The 17,746-nt window shown below is 59.2% G+C and carries 15 protein-coding genes; 7 read left to right on the forward strand and 8 right to left on the reverse strand.

Going from position 1 to position 17,746, the window contains the following annotated elements; all coding sequences use genetic code 11:
- The first annotated feature begins 47 nt into the window (after nucleotides 1-47).
- Complete coding sequence (locus tag I6J26_RS01545) at nucleotides 48-875, forward strand: PhzF family phenazine biosynthesis protein (protein ID WP_115022646.1); 828 nt, start codon at nucleotides 48-50, stop codon at nucleotides 873-875.
- Nucleotides 868-2,256 carry a protein adenylyltransferase SelO family protein gene (locus I6J26_RS01550; protein WP_115022649.1) on the forward strand — a complete coding sequence of 463 codons (1,389 nt, stop codon included), beginning with the start codon at nucleotides 868-870 and terminating at the stop codon, nucleotides 2,254-2,256. The genes I6J26_RS01545 and I6J26_RS01550 overlap by 8 nt, the downstream gene beginning before the upstream one ends.
- Before the next feature lie 263 nt (nucleotides 2,257-2,519).
- Here I6J26_RS01550 and mqo read toward each other — a convergent pair whose 3' ends face one another.
- Entirely contained in the window at nucleotides 2,520-4,022 is a 1,503-nt protein-coding gene (mqo, locus tag I6J26_RS01555; protein ID WP_115022652.1) for a malate dehydrogenase (quinone), read from the reverse strand.
- A gap of 299 nt (nucleotides 4,023-4,321) precedes the next feature.
- Here mqo and I6J26_RS01560 point away from each other — a divergent pair, with 299 nt between their 5' ends.
- From I6J26_RS01560 to I6J26_RS01575, 4 genes are all read left to right on the forward strand, one after another.
- Complete coding sequence (locus I6J26_RS01560; protein ID WP_115024387.1) at nucleotides 4,322-5,326, forward strand: alpha/beta hydrolase; 1,005 nt, start codon at nucleotides 4,322-4,324, stop codon at nucleotides 5,324-5,326.
- A gap of 24 nt (nucleotides 5,327-5,350) precedes the next feature.
- Nucleotides 5,351-6,721 (forward strand): mycothione reductase, encoded by a 1,371-nt coding sequence (gene mtr / locus I6J26_RS01565; RefSeq protein ID WP_115022655.1) that lies wholly within the window; start codon nucleotides 5,351-5,353, stop codon nucleotides 6,719-6,721.
- Nucleotides 6,722-7,058: 337 nt separating this feature from the next.
- A complete protein-coding gene (locus I6J26_RS01570) occupies nucleotides 7,059-7,475 on the forward strand; it encodes a hypothetical protein (protein WP_115022658.1) in 417 nt (138 codons plus the stop codon).
- 41 nt (nucleotides 7,476-7,516) lie between these two features.
- Nucleotides 7,517-7,918 (forward strand): hypothetical protein, encoded by a 402-nt coding sequence (locus I6J26_RS01575; protein WP_115022661.1) that lies wholly within the window; start codon nucleotides 7,517-7,519, stop codon nucleotides 7,916-7,918.
- Between the two features lie 172 nt (nucleotides 7,919-8,090).
- Here I6J26_RS01575 and map read toward each other — a convergent pair whose 3' ends face one another.
- From map to dxr, 5 genes are read right to left on the reverse strand one after another with little or no spacing between them, the layout of a single operon-like run.
- Entirely contained in the window at nucleotides 8,091-8,963 is an 873-nt protein-coding gene (map, locus tag I6J26_RS01580) for a type I methionyl aminopeptidase (RefSeq protein ID WP_115022662.1), read from the reverse strand.
- Between the two features lie 32 nt (nucleotides 8,964-8,995).
- Nucleotides 8,996-10,858 (reverse strand): penicillin-binding transpeptidase domain-containing protein, encoded by a 1,863-nt coding sequence (locus tag I6J26_RS01585; RefSeq protein WP_115022665.1) that lies wholly within the window; start codon nucleotides 10,856-10,858, stop codon nucleotides 8,996-8,998.
- Between the two features lie 59 nt (nucleotides 10,859-10,917).
- A complete protein-coding gene (gene ispG, locus I6J26_RS01590) occupies nucleotides 10,918-12,081 on the reverse strand; it encodes a flavodoxin-dependent (E)-4-hydroxy-3-methylbut-2-enyl-diphosphate synthase (protein WP_115022667.1) in 1,164 nt (387 codons plus the stop codon).
- 54 nt (nucleotides 12,082-12,135) lie between these two features.
- On the reverse strand, nucleotides 12,136-13,344 hold the full coding sequence (locus I6J26_RS01595; protein ID WP_115022669.1) for a M50 family metallopeptidase: 1,209 nt from the start codon (nucleotides 13,342-13,344) through the stop codon (nucleotides 12,136-12,138).
- 15 nt (nucleotides 13,345-13,359) lie between these two features.
- Nucleotides 13,360-14,526, reverse strand: a complete 1,167-nt coding sequence (gene dxr, locus I6J26_RS01600) for a 1-deoxy-D-xylulose-5-phosphate reductoisomerase (RefSeq protein ID WP_115022672.1) — start codon at nucleotides 14,524-14,526, stop codon at nucleotides 13,360-13,362.
- A 158-nt stretch (nucleotides 14,527-14,684) separates the two neighbouring features.
- Here dxr and I6J26_RS01605 point away from each other — a divergent pair, with 158 nt between their 5' ends.
- Nucleotides 14,685-15,161, forward strand: coding sequence for a DUF2631 domain-containing protein (locus I6J26_RS01605; protein ID WP_115022674.1), 477 nt, complete (start codon nucleotides 14,685-14,687; stop codon nucleotides 15,159-15,161).
- A 121-nt stretch (nucleotides 15,162-15,282) separates the two neighbouring features.
- Here the strand turns inward: I6J26_RS01605 and I6J26_RS01610 are convergent, their stop codons facing one another.
- Both I6J26_RS01610 and I6J26_RS01615 read right to left on the reverse strand, forming a co-directional pair.
- Complete coding sequence (locus I6J26_RS01610) at nucleotides 15,283-16,869, reverse strand: ABC transporter permease (protein ID WP_115022677.1); 1,587 nt, start codon at nucleotides 16,867-16,869, stop codon at nucleotides 15,283-15,285.
- Nucleotides 16,869-17,699, reverse strand: coding sequence for an ABC transporter ATP-binding protein (locus I6J26_RS01615; RefSeq protein WP_115022680.1), 831 nt, complete (start codon nucleotides 17,697-17,699; stop codon nucleotides 16,869-16,871). Before I6J26_RS01615 ends, I6J26_RS01610 begins: the two co-directional genes overlap by 1 nt.
- Nucleotides 17,700-17,746: the final 47 nt, after the last annotated feature.

Below are 17,746 nucleotides of genomic sequence, written 5' to 3' on the forward strand. Positions count from 1 at the left end.
CCCAGCGTAGACCTCCGCAGATATCCGTGCGACTAGACTGGGAGCCTATGCAGCACCGATTCTTCGAAGTAGATGTCTTTGCCACCGGCCCATTCAGTGGCAACCCGTTGGCCGTCATTGCTGATGCAGACGGCTTAAGTACCGAAGAGATGCAGCGCATCGCGCACTGGACCAACTTCTCAGAAACCACCTTCCTGTGCTCACCCACCGATCCGGCTGCCGATTACCTTGTCAGGATCTTCACTCCCTACGAGGAATTCCCTTTCGCTGGTCACCCGACGTTGGGCAGCGCACGCGTCGCGGCGGAACTCTCCGGCAAGAGTGGAACTTTGGTGCAGGAATGCGGAGTGGGCCTGGTGACTGTTCGCCAGGAAGAAGGCCGCTTTGCCTTCGCTACCCCACCTCTCGTGCGGGAGGGAGCGTTGTCAGAAAAGGAACTAGGCGAGGCAGTGTCGGCATTGGGTATCTCCACAGACGAGGTGGTTGATTCCGGGTGGGTCGACAACGGCCCCGGCTGGCGCCTTGTCCAACTCGCCTCCGCTGATGCCGTGCGCGCTCTTAATCCCACGCCGACCCCAGGCGTCAAGGTTGGTGTCGTGGGGCTTAACTCCAGCACCAATAACGCCGAGGCCCCAGCCTATGAGGTCCGCGCCATCACTGCCCAGTTCGAGGACCCCGTCACCGGTTCCTTCAACGGCGGTGCAGCACAGTTCTTGCGTGCGAAGAACGCCGTTCCCGCGCAGTACACGGCGACCCAGGGTAGCCAGGTGGGCCGCAATGGCCGCGTCTTCATCGAGGATGACGGCACGAGTATCTGGGTTGGCGGCGAAGCCCACGTGCGGGTGCGCGGAACACTGGAGTCCAAGAATGCCTGACTCAACTCTCCCCTTTGAGCTCCACCATGACTTCGCCGCCCACCTACCCAGCATGGTTGCCGCTGCCCGCGGCGAAGAACAGCCGGCGGCACGTCTCATAGCCCTCAATGAGGAGCTCGCCGTCGAGCTGGGCCTCGACCCTGACTGGCTGCGCAGCGACCAGGGCCTCGAATTCCTTCTTGGGCGAGGCCCAGACACTGCCCATGCCATGGCTTATGCTGGGTTCCAGTTTGGCCAGTACAACCCCTCCATGGGTGATGGTCGCGCGCTTCTTCTCGGCGAAATCAGCGGACCCACTGCCCCACAGAACCCAACCGGCCTATGGGACCTCCATGCCAAAGGAACCGGCCTTACCCCTTACTCGCGCTACGGTTCCGACGGCCGCGGCACCCTGCGTTCCATGTTGCGCGAGTACCTCTTCTCTGAAGCTATGCATGCGCTCGGTGTGCCAACGACGCGGTCATTAGCTGTTATCGCCACTGGGCGGCCCATCCAACGCCAGACTGTTGAGGAAGCCGGCGTGCTCGTGCGCGTCGCATCGAGCCACATTCGCATCGGTTCCTTTCACTTCGCTGCCCACTCCCAGCAGCCAGGGTTGCTGCAAAAGCTCGCGGATTACACAATTGCACGCCACTACCCCGGTACGGGTTATCGTGAACTCTTCACTCGCGTCATGGATGCGCAAGCAGCCACCGTGGCTGGTTGGATGCAGTTAGGCTTCATCCACGGTGTCATGAATACCGATAACGCCACGCTCTCTGGTGAAACTATCGACTATGGCCCCTGCGCCTTCATCGAAAACTACGACCTTAACGAGTGTTTTAGTTCCATTGATACGCAGGGCCGCTATCGTTTTGGCCGCCAGCCGGACATGGTGGGCTGGAACTTGGCGCGTCTGGTGGAGTCGCTGCTGCCGCTTGTCGACGCCTCCCCCGACAACGCCCTCACCTGGGCGCAGGAGGCTATCGACTCCTTTGGCAAGCGCTATGAACAGGCTCGCCGGGAGGAAGCCTCACAACGGCTACAGATGCCGGACGCGCTTTTCACCGACTACACCACAGCGCTCACCACCGCCGGGCCGGACCTCACGCTTGCGCACCGCGCCCTCGTGGCTGCCGCCGCTGGGGACCACGCAGCGGCGTACGAGCTCTTTGGGGACGAGGGGTTCGTCGATCGGTATTGCGCTAGCTCCCCCGATGTCGCGACACTCGAAGGATCCGTTCCACGCGTGGTTCCTCGCCCACGACTCGTGGAAGAGGCACTCGCGGACACGACCGAGTTTGCTCGCTTCTACCACGCCGCAACCCACCCCTACGATGCGGCACCTGAGTATGAGAAGCCTGGTGGTACCGAAGGCTATCTCACGTTCTGCGGCACGTAGAAACACACCAACGAGTAAACACACCGCCGCCCCGAGGTCTCCGCAGGAAAGGAAACGGAGTCTCGGGGCGCCGGTGCGTCTCTATCTCTCACTGCCACGCTCCCAGTCGGTTTCTCAGGCCGACCGCCCCGCGTGGCTGGGGTTCTCTCTATCTCTCGCATGCGCTCTCTCAAACGCACAACATAAGTATGGAGCTTGTGCCTTGAGGAAGCATTCCATCGCACTGAACGCTTCCTGCGAGTTACTGAGAGTTAGCTGAACACCTAGTTCTGCTCAAGCTGCAGGGTCTTCTGGGTATACTCCCACATCTCGTTGTAGAGCTTCTTGTCCTTGGAGAGCTTGACGCCGTAGGACGGGATCATTTCCTGAATCTTGTCGCCCCACTGGATCATGTGCTCGCCGAAGCAGCGCTCGAGCAGCTCGACCATCACGGCCGGCGTGATCGACGCGCCCGGGGAAGCACCGAGCAGACCGGCGATATTGCCCTCTGGGTTGTTGATAAGGGTAGTACCGAACTCGAGGGAGCCGAACTGCGGTGCACCGGCAGGCTTAATGACCTGAACGCGCTGGCCGGCAACGACGGTCTCCCAATCGTTCGGATCGGCATTCGGGACGTATTCCTTGAGGGTTTCGACGCGCTTGTCGAAGTCCTTGAGAACCTCCGACACGAGGTACTTTGTCAAACCGAACTCCTGGGCAGCAACACCCAGGTAGGAGGTCAGATTGTCAGGACGGATGGACTTGAACAGGTCCAGGTAAGAGCCCTTCTTGAGGAACTTCGGGGACCAGCCGCCATACGGGCCGAACAGAAGGCCCTTTTCACCGTCGATAACACGGGTGTCCAGGTGCGGCACGGACATCGGCGGAGCGCCGACAGCCGCCTTGCCGTATACCTTGGCGTTGTGCTGCTCCACCAATTCCGGGTTCTTGGAGCGCAGCCACAGACCAGACACCGGGAAACCAGCGAAGCCGGAGACCTCACGCACGCCTGCCTTGCGCAGAAGGTCCAGAGCGTAACCACCAGCGCCCACGAAGACGAACTTGGCGTGCACAGCCTCATAGTCACCGGTGTGCAGGTTCTTGGCCGTCACGCGCCACTTGGAGCCATCACGCTTGATGTCAACCACCTCGTGGCCGTAGCGGATCTCAGTACCAGCGGCCTTCGCTGCGGTAAAGAACTGCTTAGCAAGTGCGCCAAAGTTGACGTCGGTACCAGCATCGGTCCACGAAATAGCCACCTTCTGTGCATTGAAGTCACGGCCCTCAGACATGAGCGGAAGATTCTCCTGGAAGGTGGCATCATCGTCACTAAACTGCATGTTCGGGAACATGTGGTTGTCCTTGAGCGCATCGAAGCGGCGCTTGAGGTAATCCACCTGAATGGAACCCTGCGCAAAGGACACATGCGGAACCTGGTTGATGAACGCACGTGGGTCCGTAAGAATGCCGTTGTTGAGCTGGTGAGACCAGAACTGGCGAGAAATCTGGAACTTCTCGTTAATGTTCATAGCCTTGGAAACGTCAATGCGGCCGTTTTTCTCCGGGGTGTAATTCAACTCGCACAGTGCAGAGTGACCGGTACCGGCGTTGTTCCACGGGGAGGACGACTCAAGCGCGGGACCATCGAGGCGCTCAAAGACCATCTGGGTCCAGCTCGGCTCAAGTTCACGGAGCATGGCACCGAGGGTGGCGCTCATAATACCCGCACCGATGAGGGCAACCTCAACCTCGTCTACTACTTGTGCTGTCTTCTTGTCGGAGGACACTGTACTTAATACCTCTTTGAGTCGATATATTCGATGTGGTCAAGTGCCCTGAGCAGGAACTACACAGGGCGGGATGAAAAAGCGCTCGACGATGCTAGAAACCAAGCTGGCACGCAGGTCCACACCTGGTAGACCCGTCAAGCATTACCTTCACCTTACGCCCCTTGTGATGAAATAGGCATTCCTAAGGAAAGAAATGCCCGATTCGCTGCGAGTTACCCCTTTTGTGGTGCACGCCATACGCCTGTGCAGACCCAGCCCACAGCACCAAGGTAGTTTGACGCCCTATTATGTGGGCCATGACTATTAATAATCGCGCATGGACCGACGACATACTTGGACCGGATTTCCAATCCACCCCACTTGAGCTCGGCGTTGACCCCGATGGTGAGGGGGACGTGCGCGCTACGCTGGTGCGCTACTGCCCCGGCGACGAGGAATCTGCCGCTCACGATGATCGCCCAGCCATCGTGTGGGTCCACGGCATGACGGATTATTTCTTTCACACCCACGTCGCCGAATACTTCTATGAGCTGGGCTATGCCTTTTATGCCGTGGATCTGCGCAAGTGCGGACGCTCCCGGCAGGAAGGCCAAGCCTGGCATTACATTAGCGACCTCCGGTATTACGACGCCGACCTGAACGCAGCGCTCGATTCCCTCCCCAACCCCTCCGTGGTCATTTTGGGACACTCAACAGCAGGCACGATTGTTGCCTTGTGGCTCGACCGACTGCGCCGTACCGACTCCGCGCGGTTCGCGCGAATTGCGGGCGTTATTCTTAACAGCCCTTGGTTGGCCATGATGGGAATTTCGGATACTGCCTATGAAGCTGCCAAGCACGTGGTTTACGCTGGCGCGAGAATTGCTCCGCGATTAGCCATTCCCGGCGGCGACCTCACTGCGTATGGCGAATCGGTACATGCGAGCCACCATGGCGACTGGGATTATGACCTGGCGCTGAAGCCCCTAGGTGGGCACGAGAAATACCTCGGCTGGCTGGCAGCCGTCTTCCGCGGTTTCGACGCTATCCACTCCGGCCACGTCAACATTGGCGTGCCGCTGCTGACGATGACCTCTCACAGGTCGGAATTGGGCAAGGAGTATTCGGAATCGTCGAATACGGCAGACACGGTCGTCGATACGCGCCAGAGCCAGCGCTGGGCCAAGGAACTGAGTCCTCACTACTCCCTCCACGTGGTCCGCAATGGCCGTCACGACCTTTTCCTCTCCCAGCCCGAGCCGCTTGACGACGCCCTCTCCACCTCCGCCGAGTGGCTGCGCACTGTCGTGCCGGCTGAGTAGTCAGCGGTTGCCTAGAATGGCGCCATGACTTCCGCACAACACTTCGACCTCGTCATCATCGGTACCGGATCGGGAAATTCCATCCCTTCTCCAGAGTTTGATGACAAGAGCATTGCCATCATCGAGAAGGGAACCTTCGGCGGTACCTGCCTCAACGTCGGGTGCATTCCCACCAAAATGTACGTGTACGCCGCCGACGTGGCTCTCGCCGCACGTGAAAGCGAGCGCCTCGGGGTCAGCGCGCATGTGGACTCCGTGGATTGGGACGCTATTGTCTCCCGCGTCTTCCATAAACGCATCGACCAGATTGCCCAAGGCGGCGAGGCCTACCGCCGTGGCGAGGAGACGCCGAACATTACGGTCTTTGACCAACACGCTCGGTTTATTGGCCCGAAGACGCTGCGCTGCGGTGAGGACACTATTACTGGCGATCAGATTGTCATTGCCACCGGATCACGTCCAGTACTCCCCGAGCCATATGCCAGCGCCGATGCCCCTGTCCACACCAACGAAGACATTATGCGCCTGAAGAAGCAGCCGAAGAGCCTCATCGTCGTCGGCGGCGGGTATATCGCCATGGAGTTTGCCCACGTCTTTGATGGCTTGGGCACCAAGGTCACCGTGGTCAATCGTTCTGAGAAGCTCCTACGCTTCCTCGATGAGGATCTGAGCACGCGTTTCAATGACATCGCCCGTAAGCGTTTCGACGTCCACATCGGCACCGGCACCGCTCTCGAATCCACAGACACCGGCGTGCGCCTCACGCTTGATGACGGCACCGTTTTAGAGGCAGAGGCAATTCTCGTCGCCACCGGACGACAGCCCAATGGCGACCAAATGGATCTGGCCGAAGGCGGCATCGACATGCATGAGGATGGGCGCATCAAGGTCGATGACTTCGGACGCACCACGTGCGAGGGCGTGTGGGCGTTGGGTGATGTTTCCTCGCCCTACATGCTCAAGCATGTGGCTAACGCTGAACAGCGCGCAGTGCAGCACAATCTCCTCCATCCGGAAGACTTACGGCCCATGCCGCACGAGCACGTTCCCTCCGCTATCTTTACCCATCCTCAGATAGCCACTGTCGGCCTTACTGAGGCCCAGGCGCGCGACACGGGCTTTGACATCGCCGTCAAGGTTCAGAACTTCGGAGATGTCGCTTATGGCTGGGCCATGGAGGATTCCACGGGCGTGTGCAAGCTCGTGGCTGACCGGGCAACCGGAAAGCTTCTCGGAGCGCACCTCATGGGACCCCAGGCTTCCACGCTGATCCAGCAACTCATCACCGCAATGGCCTACGACATCGATCTGCGCGACTTTGCACGTTCGCAATATTGGATCCATCCGGCTCTACCAGAAGTCGTGGAAAATGCTGTATTAGGTCTGGAATGGTAATTAGATTCAGGAATGTGATGCATTTCACTTTAGACTCAATGCCATCCAGCCTAATCAGCTAAACCGCACCGTAAGGCACTCTTTACACAGACAACATCTCACAGCTCGCATCCAGTTACCTACTTATTTTGGGGGTAGACGGCCCGCCAAAAAGAAGGAATATCACAACTGACGTGCATTTTGGGTGGCCGTTGGCTACGTTTTATACAGACACCGGAACGAGTCGATGCTCTCACCGGCTCAGTGTGTTTTGGGGATACCAAACTCATCCCTATCCCAGTGAATCGAGGCCCCTCCGTTTGGATGCCTTGCACGTACGACATTAAGGACATTTGATATGCGTATCCGCAATGCAGCCCTCGCCGGCGCTACCGCTCTCGCAGTTGCCTTTGGCGGCTCCACCGTTGCCACCGCAGCCACCTTCGATGGTTCCAACACCACCGAAGCCATCGACGACGCTAAGGGCGGTCAGCCTTACGACAAGCCGGAGGGCTCCCTGTCCTCTGAGGTCGGTGGCTGGTTCAACAAGTCTGAGGACGACAACATCGGCACCCCGGCTAACGGCCGTGCCCTCTTCGGCTCCTCCAAGTCCGAGTACGGTAACTCCGACGAGTCCCGTCCGCTCGAGACCTTCGAGGGCCAGCCGACTTGGGCTAAGACCGCTTACGGTGTTGGCCTCTCCGGCGCCATCGCATCCGTTATCGGCCTCATCGGTATCGTTTACAACTTCTTCGTTCACGGCCCGTCCTTCTAAGACGTCCGACTCACTCACACTTTCCGAAAGGCTTAAACTTCATGCGTAACTTCCGCACTGCCGCCGTTGCTGCTGCAACCGCCGCTTCCGTTGCTTTCGCTGGCACCTCCGTTGCTTTCGCAGCAGAGACCGAGAAGGACACCTCCCTGTCCTCCGTCCTGTCCTCCGCTAACGACAAGGTTAAGGAAGACGACAGCGATGCGACCCTGTCCTCCAAGTGGGGCGACGCTACCGACGCTGACACCGACGTTACTGGTGCCGACCTGTTCGGTGAGAACGTTGCTGACGACACCACCAACCCGGACTGGGCTATCGCTGCTCGCGAGGGTCTGTACGCTTCCATTGGCACCGCAGTTGCTGGCGCCCTGATCGCTGCCTACAACTTCGCTGTGTACAACAACATCGTTCCGGCACACGTTCTGGATCCGTTCTTCCGCCGCTAATTCTTTAGCGCCGTAAATTGCGCCCCACTCCTTTTCGGAGCGGGGCGCTTTTGCTCTTTAAGGCCCACAGAGCTAGGGCCCTAACTGACGCAGATCTTGCACCCGCCGAGATCTGGCGGATCTGCGTCGGTTAGGGCCCTTGGGCTACTTAGTTGGTGTGGTGTGCGACCAACTAGTCAAGCTCACCCGGCAGGGTGAGGATCTCGTTGCCGTCCTCAGTGATGACGATGGTGTGCTCGAACTGTGCCGTGAACTTGCCATCGGTGTTTTGTACGGTCCAGCCGTTATCCCAGATTTCATAGTCAAGGGAGCCAAGGTTAATCATCGGCTCAATGGTCAAGGTCATGCCCGGCTCCAGGATGTCGCGGTAGGTCATGGAGTCGTAGTGCAGGACGACGAGTCCATTGTGGAAGGTTGGGCCCACACCGTGGCCAGTAAAGTCCGTCACCACGTTGTAGCCAAAGCGCTTGGCATAAGACTCGATGACGCGGCCAATAACATTAATCTCACGGCCAGCCTTCGCCACCTTGATGCCGCGCATCATGGCTTCCTTGGTACGCTCCACCAGCAGCTTGTGCTCCTCAGAAACGTTGCCGGCCAAGAAGGTGGCGTTCGTATCACCATGGACACCGTTCTTGTAAGCGGTGACGTCAATATTGACAATGTCGCCGTCCTCAATCACCGTCGTATCCGGGATACCGTGGCAGACAATCTCGTTGAGGGACACACAGCACGACTTCGGGAAACCCAGGTAGCCCAGCGTGGAGGGGTAAGCACCGTGGTCACACATGTACTCGTGAGCCACGCGGTCCACCTCATCCGTAGTAACACCAGGTGCTACGGCCTTGCCAGCTTCTTGGAGGGCGTTGGCAGCAATGCGAGATGCCTCGCGCATTGCTTCGATGACCTCCGGGGTCTGAATGAAGGGCTCGCCTTGAGCCTCCTGTACGGTGTCCTTCCACACGTACTCAGGACGCTCAATGTCCTTCGGAACTGTACGGATAGGAGTGTCTTTTTCTTGCTTCAGCTTCGCGCGCGTAGTCATGACTACCCATGGTAGCCCTCTGGACTCAAGGCTCACAAAGGCGGCTGCTGTTCCCCGGCCACGGGTACGTCGCCGTGGCCTTCAGCGCGATACTCATCAAGACGCTGGAGGAAATTATCCGTGATGTTGACCGAGATTGTCGAACCTCCGCCCAGCACAACGAGCGTGGCGAACGCGATGTCATCATCACGATATCCGGTAAACCATGCATGCGATCCTTCGTTGATTTCCGCCTCACCGGTCTTGCCGTAGATAGTGCCCCCGGCTTGCATACCCGCAGCTGTACCGCCCACGACCACTTGGCGCATCATGTCGCGTACTTGGTTAATCGTTTCTGGATTGGGCGGTTCGACCTGTTCAGAGGCCTTTGTCTTGTGAGACTCAATAAGTGTTGGTGTGGGCGTCTTGCCCGCCGCGACGGTAGAGGACACGAGCGCCATGCCAAAAGGAGAAGCAAGGTCAAGGCCCTGGCCATAACCCGCCTCGGTACGGTCTAGAGGCGTCTCCCCTTCCGGAATGGAACCCGTCATTGTTGACAGGCCAGGAATCTCATAGTCGATGCCCAGACCATACTGCTTGCCAACCTTCTGCAGCTCGCCCTCATCCATATTCGTTGAGATTTCGGCGAAGGTAGTGTTGCACGATTGAGCAAAGGCTTGGCGCAGCGGCACCGACCCCAGCGAGAAACCGTTGTAGTTCGTCACAACGCGCCCGTACAGGTCCATGGTTCCGGGACACGGCACGATGGAGTCGGGGTTGAGGCCGTGCTTATCGACGCCCGCCGCGGCCGTAATGATCTTAAACACCGAGCCTGGGGGGAACTGGCCCTGCAGGGCAATATCGCCCTTCTTGTCGGCTTCAGGTGTCTGGGCCACAGCGAGAATCTCGCCGGTCGAGGGACGCATGGCCACAATCATCGCTTCATACTCGGAGCGTAGGTTTACTGCTTCCTGGGCCGCGCGCTGCACGTCATAGTCCAGCGATACCTTGATAGACGGGGCAGCTTCGGGTTCGTGATACTCGACATCAGACAGCGCTGCGCCATGTTCATTGACCACGGAAACGGACCACCCGTTGGTGCCATTGACCTCCTCGGAGACCAAGGAACGGACACGGGAGAGAATGTCTGGTGCGAGACCAGTATCGCGGGTTATGAGTGCCGGCTCTTCATTGAAGCGAATGCCCTTTTGGTTCTCCAACGCCGAACGCACGCGGTCTACTTGGGCATCAGTGAGCATGGCAACGGAGTAGGAACCGTCGACCCCTTCCAGCTTTTTGCTGAGCTCACCTGCATCGATTTCGGGAATCGAATCATCATCACGGTGGGCTTGGCTCAAAGCACTCGAGATCTTGGCCGCGACTGGGCGCACATCACCCGCCGCATCAGTGTCGACAACCAAGCGGTACTGCAGTCCCGGAGACATGAGTTCCACACCGTCGGAGGAGACCACGCCTGCCCGCTTCGGGGCAATAGAGCGCAGCTCAAGGTGCTGGTGAGCACCCAAATCGGGATGCACAATGCTGGGCTGCCAGCGCACCGTCCATTCTTTATCCTTGCGGGTCAAGGCCATGGACGTGTCATAGCGCAAAGTACGGTCACGCGGCAGGGTCCATGTCACGGAATAATGAGCGGTGGCGCGGGCGTCCTCTTGTTCCACGCCAGTCAGCTCCACGTCGAGCCCCTCTGCTTGGAGGCCAGCGAAGGTGGCATCGAGGGTTGAGGTGGCGGTCGAGGGATCGTCGATAAGCGCGACGAGTTCCTCGTTGTTGCGGGTCTCCATGTCCTCGAGGAACTGCTCGGCCACAGGCTCCGCCGAGACCGGCTTCGGGGTGCAGGCAACCACTGAGGACGCCGCGATACTTGCTGCGCCCAGCAGCGCCACCAACCTCTTCATGTTTGGGCAGCGTAGCAGGTGGAGGCGACACTACGGTCGCCCCACACCGCGAAAGGTGCCTACTGAGTGACGCGAACCTCAGCCTTGGCGCCCTCGACGGCTTCAAGGCCCTGCTCCTCCGCGAGGCGCATCGCTTCCTCAATGAGGGTTTCCACGATCTTGGACTCGGGCACAGTTTTGATGACCTCGCCCTTGACGAAGATCTGCCCCTTACCGTTGCCGGACGCCACACCGAGATCAGCGTCGCGCGCCTCACCCGGTCCGTTCACCACGCAGCCCATGACGGCCACGCGCAGCGGGAACTCCATACCGTCAAGGCCCTCAGTGACCTCGTTGGCCAGCTTGTACACGTCTACCTGGGCACGGCCACACGACGGGCAGGAAACAATCTCCAGTTTGCGTGGGCGCAGGTTAAGTGACTGCAGAATTTGGTCGCCGACCTTGATCTCCTCGACCGGGTCAGCGGACAGGGATACGCGGATAGTGTCACCGATGCCTTCCGCCAACAAAGCACCGAAAGCAACGGAGGACTTGATGGTGCCCTGGAAGGCCGGGCCCGCCTCAGTGACTCCGAGGTGCAGCGGATAGTCGCACTGAGCAGCCAGCTGACGGTAGGCCTCCACCATGATGACTGGATCATTGTGCTTAACGGAGATGGCAATGTCACCGTAGCCGTGCTCCTCGAAAAGGCTCGCCTCCCACAGCGCAGACTCTACGAGTGCTTCCGGGGTAGCCTTGCCGTACTTGTCCATGATGCGCTTGTCCAGCGAACCAGCATTGACGCCGATGCGGATCGGGATTCCCGCGTCACCGGCAGCCTTGGCTACTTCCTTGACGCGGCCATCAAATTCCTTGATGTTGCCCGGATTGACGCGAACCGCTGCACATCCGGCGTCAATCGCAGCAAAGATGTACTTGGGCTGGAAGTGGATATCGGCAATAACCGGGATAGGAGACTTCTTCGCAATCGCCGGCAGGGCCTCAGCATCTACCGTCTTCGGGCAGGCCACGCGAACAATGTCACAGCCGCTAGCGGTAAGCTGCGCGATCTGCTGCAGGGTGGCGTTGACGTCGTGCGTCTTCGTCGTCGTCATCGACTGCACCGAGATGGGGTGCTCTGAGCCCACGCCTACCTGGCCGACCATCAGCTGGCGCGTCTTACGGCGCGGCGCCAAGGTGGGAGGTGGGCCGTCAGGGATTCCAAGACCGATGGGGGTCGACATGTGCGCTCCTTGGATAATCGAGGTTTAACGCCCCCACTCTAGCACCGTGTGTGCTTAGCCAAAGAGGCGTACCGGGTTCACCACATCCGCGACGATGATGAGCGCACCCACCGCCATCAGAAGGAACGCGAGCACGTAGGTAATCGGCATAAGTCTGGTGTAATCCGCCGGCCCCTTCGGTTCCTTTCCCATGAGGCGGCGAATCCCGTCACGCAGCTTTTCGTAGAGGATTACGGCGATGTGTCCCCCGTCGAAGGGCGGAAGCGGGATGAGGTTGAACAAGGCAAGGAAGAAGTTCAACGAGGCCAGCATCATGAAGAAGGAAGACCATAGGCTGCGCTCCACGAGCTCACCGCCTACTCGGGAGGCACCAACGACGGACATCGGACCATTAACATCGCGTTCGTGCCCGAAGATCGAGGCCACCACACCTGGGATTTTGGCCGGGAATTGTGCAATGCCTTGCACCGTCGCATCGAGCACGAAGCCGGTATAGCGGGCCGTTGCCGGGAAGGCCTCGACAAAGGAATAGGTCTCTACGATGTCAATGAGTTCATTGGTCATGCCAATCGCACCCACGCTAACAAGCTCGCCTTCAGCGTTGGGGCGAGTTACCGTGTCGAGGGGGATGTCAAAGGAACGCTGAGCTCCATCACGTTCCACCTCAAGCGTCACGGTCTCACCTGGAAGCTGCATAACGATATCGCGCAGCTGCGCAAAGGAGTCCACAGCCTCGCCATTGAGGGCCAGCACGATATCGCCTGGTTCCACGCCCGCCTCCCCTGCTGGGCCCAAGCCTTGGCAGGGCTCGAGTTCACCATCGGTCTTTTGATCAGACGTGCAGGATACTTCGCCCACGCGCGGGCGCACGTCCGCATCCGGATTGGGCAAACCCGTGGTCATTGCAATGATGAGCAGGATAATAAAACCCAAAAGCAAATTGACCGTGATGCCGCCAGCCAGCACGATGATGCGCTGCCACCACGGCTTCTTATACATGGCATGTGGTTCCTCTTCTTCAGTGAGGAACTCATCCTGGGCAGTCATACCGGCAATATCGCAGAAGCCGCCCACGGGGAAGGCTGCGAGACCGTATTCGGTATGGCCACGGCTTACTGAAGTCACTTTAGGGCCAAAGCCAATAAAGAAACGGCGCACACGCATGCCAAAGGCGCGGGCAGTGAACATGTGTCCGGCTTCGTGCAGGGCAACAGTAATGCCGATTCCTAGAGCGAAGAGAATAATGCCCAGGACATTTGCCATAGGTGAAGGGGCTTTCTATCGAGCGAGCGAATCCACCAGCGCGTTTGCGCGGCGGCGGGCCTCACCTTCCACGGCGAGGACGTCATCGACGGTAGAGGGTACACCAGCGAACTGCGTCGCCTCACCCAAGACGAGGCTAACAACGTCAACAATTTCCGGAAAATGGAGACGCCCTGCCAAAAAGGCAGCGGCTGCCTCCTCGTTGGCCGCGTTGTACACCGCCGCATGAGTACCGCCCGCGGCGGCCGCCTCGCGCGCTAGCCGCACCGCGGGAAACGCATCGTCATCTAGGGGCTCAAAGCGCCATTCGTGGGCAGTCGAAAAGTCCAAAGCTGGTTGAGCACCAGGCACGCGGTGCGGCCAGTCCAGTGCCAAGGAGATAGGCAGCTTCATCGACGGAGGAGAGCACTGCGCTATCGTGCAGCCATCCGTGAAGGTTGCCATGGAATGCACGATGGATTGGGGGTGAACGGTGACCTCAATGCTTTCCGGTGGGACGTCGAAAAGCAGGGTCGCTTCAATCAATTCAAGGCCCTTGTTGATCAACGTGGCCGAGTTGAGTGTGTTCATCTGCCCCATGGACCAGGTGGGGTGTTGGGCTGCTTGCTGCGGGGTAACCTCCCACATCTCTTCGCGCGTCCACCCTCGGAAAGGGCCACCCGAGGCGGTGAGTACGAGGTGATCGAGCTCCGCTTCGCTGCCACCGCGCAGACACTGCGCCATGGCAGAATGCTCAGAATCCACGGGCACAATCTGCCCCTCTGACGCCAACCGAGTAACGATTGACCCGCCAGCTACGAGGGATTCCTTGTTGGCCAGCGCTAGGACTTCACCCATCTCCAAGGTTGCGATGGTGGAGGCCAACCCCATTGACCCGACGAGGGCATTGAGCACCTTATCTGCTTCCACTGCGCGGACGAGCTGCTCGGCTGAATCCGGGCCGGAGAGAACAGTACCGCCGAGTGCTTCGGAAACCTCGCGTGCCGCCTCAGGCTTGGCGACGGCCACGTGGTCAAACGAAAGATTGAGAGCGCGGGCCTGTTCGATAACCAGCTGAGGATTCGACCCGCCGGCAGCAATGCCGACGACGGTGAATTTCTCCGGGTTATCTGCGATAACCTCCAGTGCCTGGGTGCCGATTGAGCCAGTAGATCCGAGGATAAGAATGCGTTGGGTACTCACTCTGTCAACCCTAGTCGGAGTCTCGCGCCCAGCGACGACAAGGTTGCGGGGGTGTTTAATCGCGGTTAACGTCGGCATGCTTTAAACTACTACACAGAATAACTGGCATTTTCGTGCGCTCACGCAGGTGAGCTGCGTGTACAGACAAAGGAGAGCAAGTGTCTTCCCACAAGCCGGCATCGCAGGTTTTCGACGGCGTATCCACCGATGACGTCCCGTCCGCAGGTTTCGGTTGGTCCCGCATCAGCCGTTCGGGCGTTCAGATCGCTGGCTGGATTTCCGTCCTGTTCCTGCTGGCCTACAACTTCGGTAACCACAAGGGCCACGTGGAGACCGTCTGGCTCATCGCCCTCGCTATCCTCATTGCCCTCGGTTTGGTGATTTACGCACTGCAGCCGAAGCTCTCCCAGGTGCGTACCCTGACCGCTCGCAACAAGCCGGTAGGCCACCAGGAGCCGGACTGGGCCTACGAGCAGAAGACCGTTCACAACGTCTACGCCGAACTCACCGATGACGAGCTGCGCGCCCTCAATATCGAGCCGTCCCGCATTGCTCACCTGCGTGGTGCCACCACCGCAGGCGCCAACGCTACCCCAGTAGCTGGCCGTCACGCTGCTAAGCCGGTGTCCAACTAAGAGTTTTAGGCCTCTTCACCAGCTTTAAAGCTCCCCGCTCCACATGCAGTGGACGCGGGGAGCTTTGTTATTTGTGTTTGCAGAGAGGGACACACAAGCCCGCACGCACGGTGTGTGCGGACTAGCTGACGTAACGATCAACCTTGGCGTAGATTTCGGGGGCGTGCGTATCAGCGTAGTTTCCGGCACTGCGCCAGACTACAACGTACACCGCCGCTGGTAGCAGTAGCGATATCAGAGGTCCGATAACCAGTGGCCAACCATGGTCATAGGCCATCCAGGAGACGATGATGCCCGGCACCACCGGCAACCATGAGAGGAGTAGACCGGCAAAGGCTGCAACAAAAGCAGCGCCCGAGTAACCAGATTTGTCGTTCCAGCGGCTGGCACCAGGCTCCGACAATGGATAAGGATTCAGCACGGTTAGTCCCATGCTGATGGCGCAGGTAGCAATAAACATGCCCACGCTTGCGCTGACGGCCAGGACTGCTACCTGAGTGTCCTCCGCAAAGATAATGACGATGAGCGCCAGCACAAGGTAGCCCACGAAAGGAACCACCAAGTGAGCTAGATGCCGGGCATGCAGAATCACACGCGGGGGAACAGGAGCAACCATGCTGACCCAGTTGGATGGGCCGTCAAAGCCGTAATCATTGGACAGAGCGGAGGACATCATGACCGCGCTGAAACACAACATGAAATAAGCCACGAAGTCATCGCCGCGCCACAGCTGATAGATAACGAGCACCGCGAACATGGGCATCGCCAACAGTAAGCCCATCAGGCGCTTATCGCGGCGAATATAGCGCAGAGCGCGAGTAAATTCCATGGCGGCCGGGCTCGAGTAGGACCAGGAACCGATCTCGAATGCGGTAACCCCCTCCCCTGTTACCTCCGCTGCGTGATTCTTCCCGGCATCAGGGTTGCGCATAGCCTGGGCCACCTGGCGCATCCACAGCCACATCACTGCCGCAGCGGTGAGAAGCGCGATGAGAAGTTGGGCTACGGCGGTGACAAAGTGGCCATCGGCAAGCGAAAGTGCCCATCCCACCGCAGCACCAAACGGCGACCACGCGGCGATCGAACCCATAGCCCCCACCGACGGTAGATTCTCCAGCACTGACTGCAACTGAAGGACGCCGAAAACAAGCAATCCCAGGACAATCATGACGGCAGCCTGCGCGCCCGACTTTTCGGAACTAGCAATGGCAGTGCCGAGGAACCCGACGCACTCCCCCAAGACGATGGTGGTCAGGCACGCCACAACCATCCCGAGTACGAAAGGCACCGCGTAGATGCCGGCGCCCTGAAGCGAAAGAATGATGGCTCCGGCAACCGCGTAGACGGTGGAGAAAAGTACCGACAAGATGGCGCGTGTGGTGAGCATACTGGACCACAACAGGCCGGGGTACACCTCTTGTGGCGTTAAGGGAAGTGCACCCAATGTCGAGGGTGAAAGCTGGTTCTCCCCCGCCGGCATGAAGATGGCGAGCATGACATAGATGAGCATGCCGCCGGCAACGCCCAGCGTGAGGGACTGAAAGCCGTGCCCAGGCTGTTCAATATCCGCCCATGCCATAAAAAGGAGGCTGACAAGGCCGCCGAAGCCGTACAAGGCCATGAGCAGTGCCGTCAAAATGGACGAGGCGTTGGAGCCCACGCTGCGCCACCACAAGGTGCGGTGAAGGCGGAACAGTGTTGAGGTCATTACTCAGCACCTTCCGTGCCCAGCGATCCCTCTGCCGAGGTTCGCAACCAGCCAAACTTCGACGCATCCAAGTCTCGCCCACCCACGGCTGCAATGAAAAGATCGGAGAGGCTTTGTCCCTGGCGCACATCATCGACGTGGCCAGAGGTGATCACCTGGCCGCCGTTAATGATGGCAACGTGATCGCAGAGGCCTTCGACAAGCTCCATGACGTGAGAAGACAAGATGACAGTGCCACCGCGCGAAGCATAAGCACGCAGTAGCTGTTGAATGAGGCGTCCAGAAACTGGATCCACAGCCTCCAGTGGCTCATCGAGAATGAGCACCTCCGGATTGTGGAGGACAGCACCGGCCAGCAAAATCTTCTTCGTCATGCCTGCGGAATAGTCCACGATGCGTTTGTTGGCGGCGTCGGTAAGCGAGAGGGCGTCGAGAAGCTCCTGCGCACGACGCAACGACTCCCCACGATCCAGCCGCCGCAGCGCACCCAGGTAGTGGAGGTACTCAGCGCCAGTCAGTCGGTCAAAGACGGGCGCCCCGTCCATGAGCAACCCCATGGATTGCTTGGCCGAAATGGGATCCGCCCACACATCGTGCCCAGCGATGAAGCTCTGCCCAGCATCGGGGCGCTGCAGACCACACGCCATGGTGAGCATCGTGGTCTTACCTGCGCCGTTGGGCCCCACGACACCATAAATGGTGCCTCGGGGGACATCCAGGTTGAGATGGTCAACAGCAGTCTGGTTACCAAAGGTCTTGTACAAGCCGCGCACGGCCAAGGCCTGGGTGCGCGGGTCCGGCGCAAGCGCCTCACGATAAGGATGAGTCATAACTGTTAACGGTATCAAGACCCGTTAACACTGGAAGACCACTCACG

The organism is Corynebacterium minutissimum, assembly GCF_016889765.1.
Classification (GTDB): Bacteria; Actinomycetota; Actinomycetes; order Mycobacteriales; family Mycobacteriaceae; genus Corynebacterium; species Corynebacterium minutissimum_B.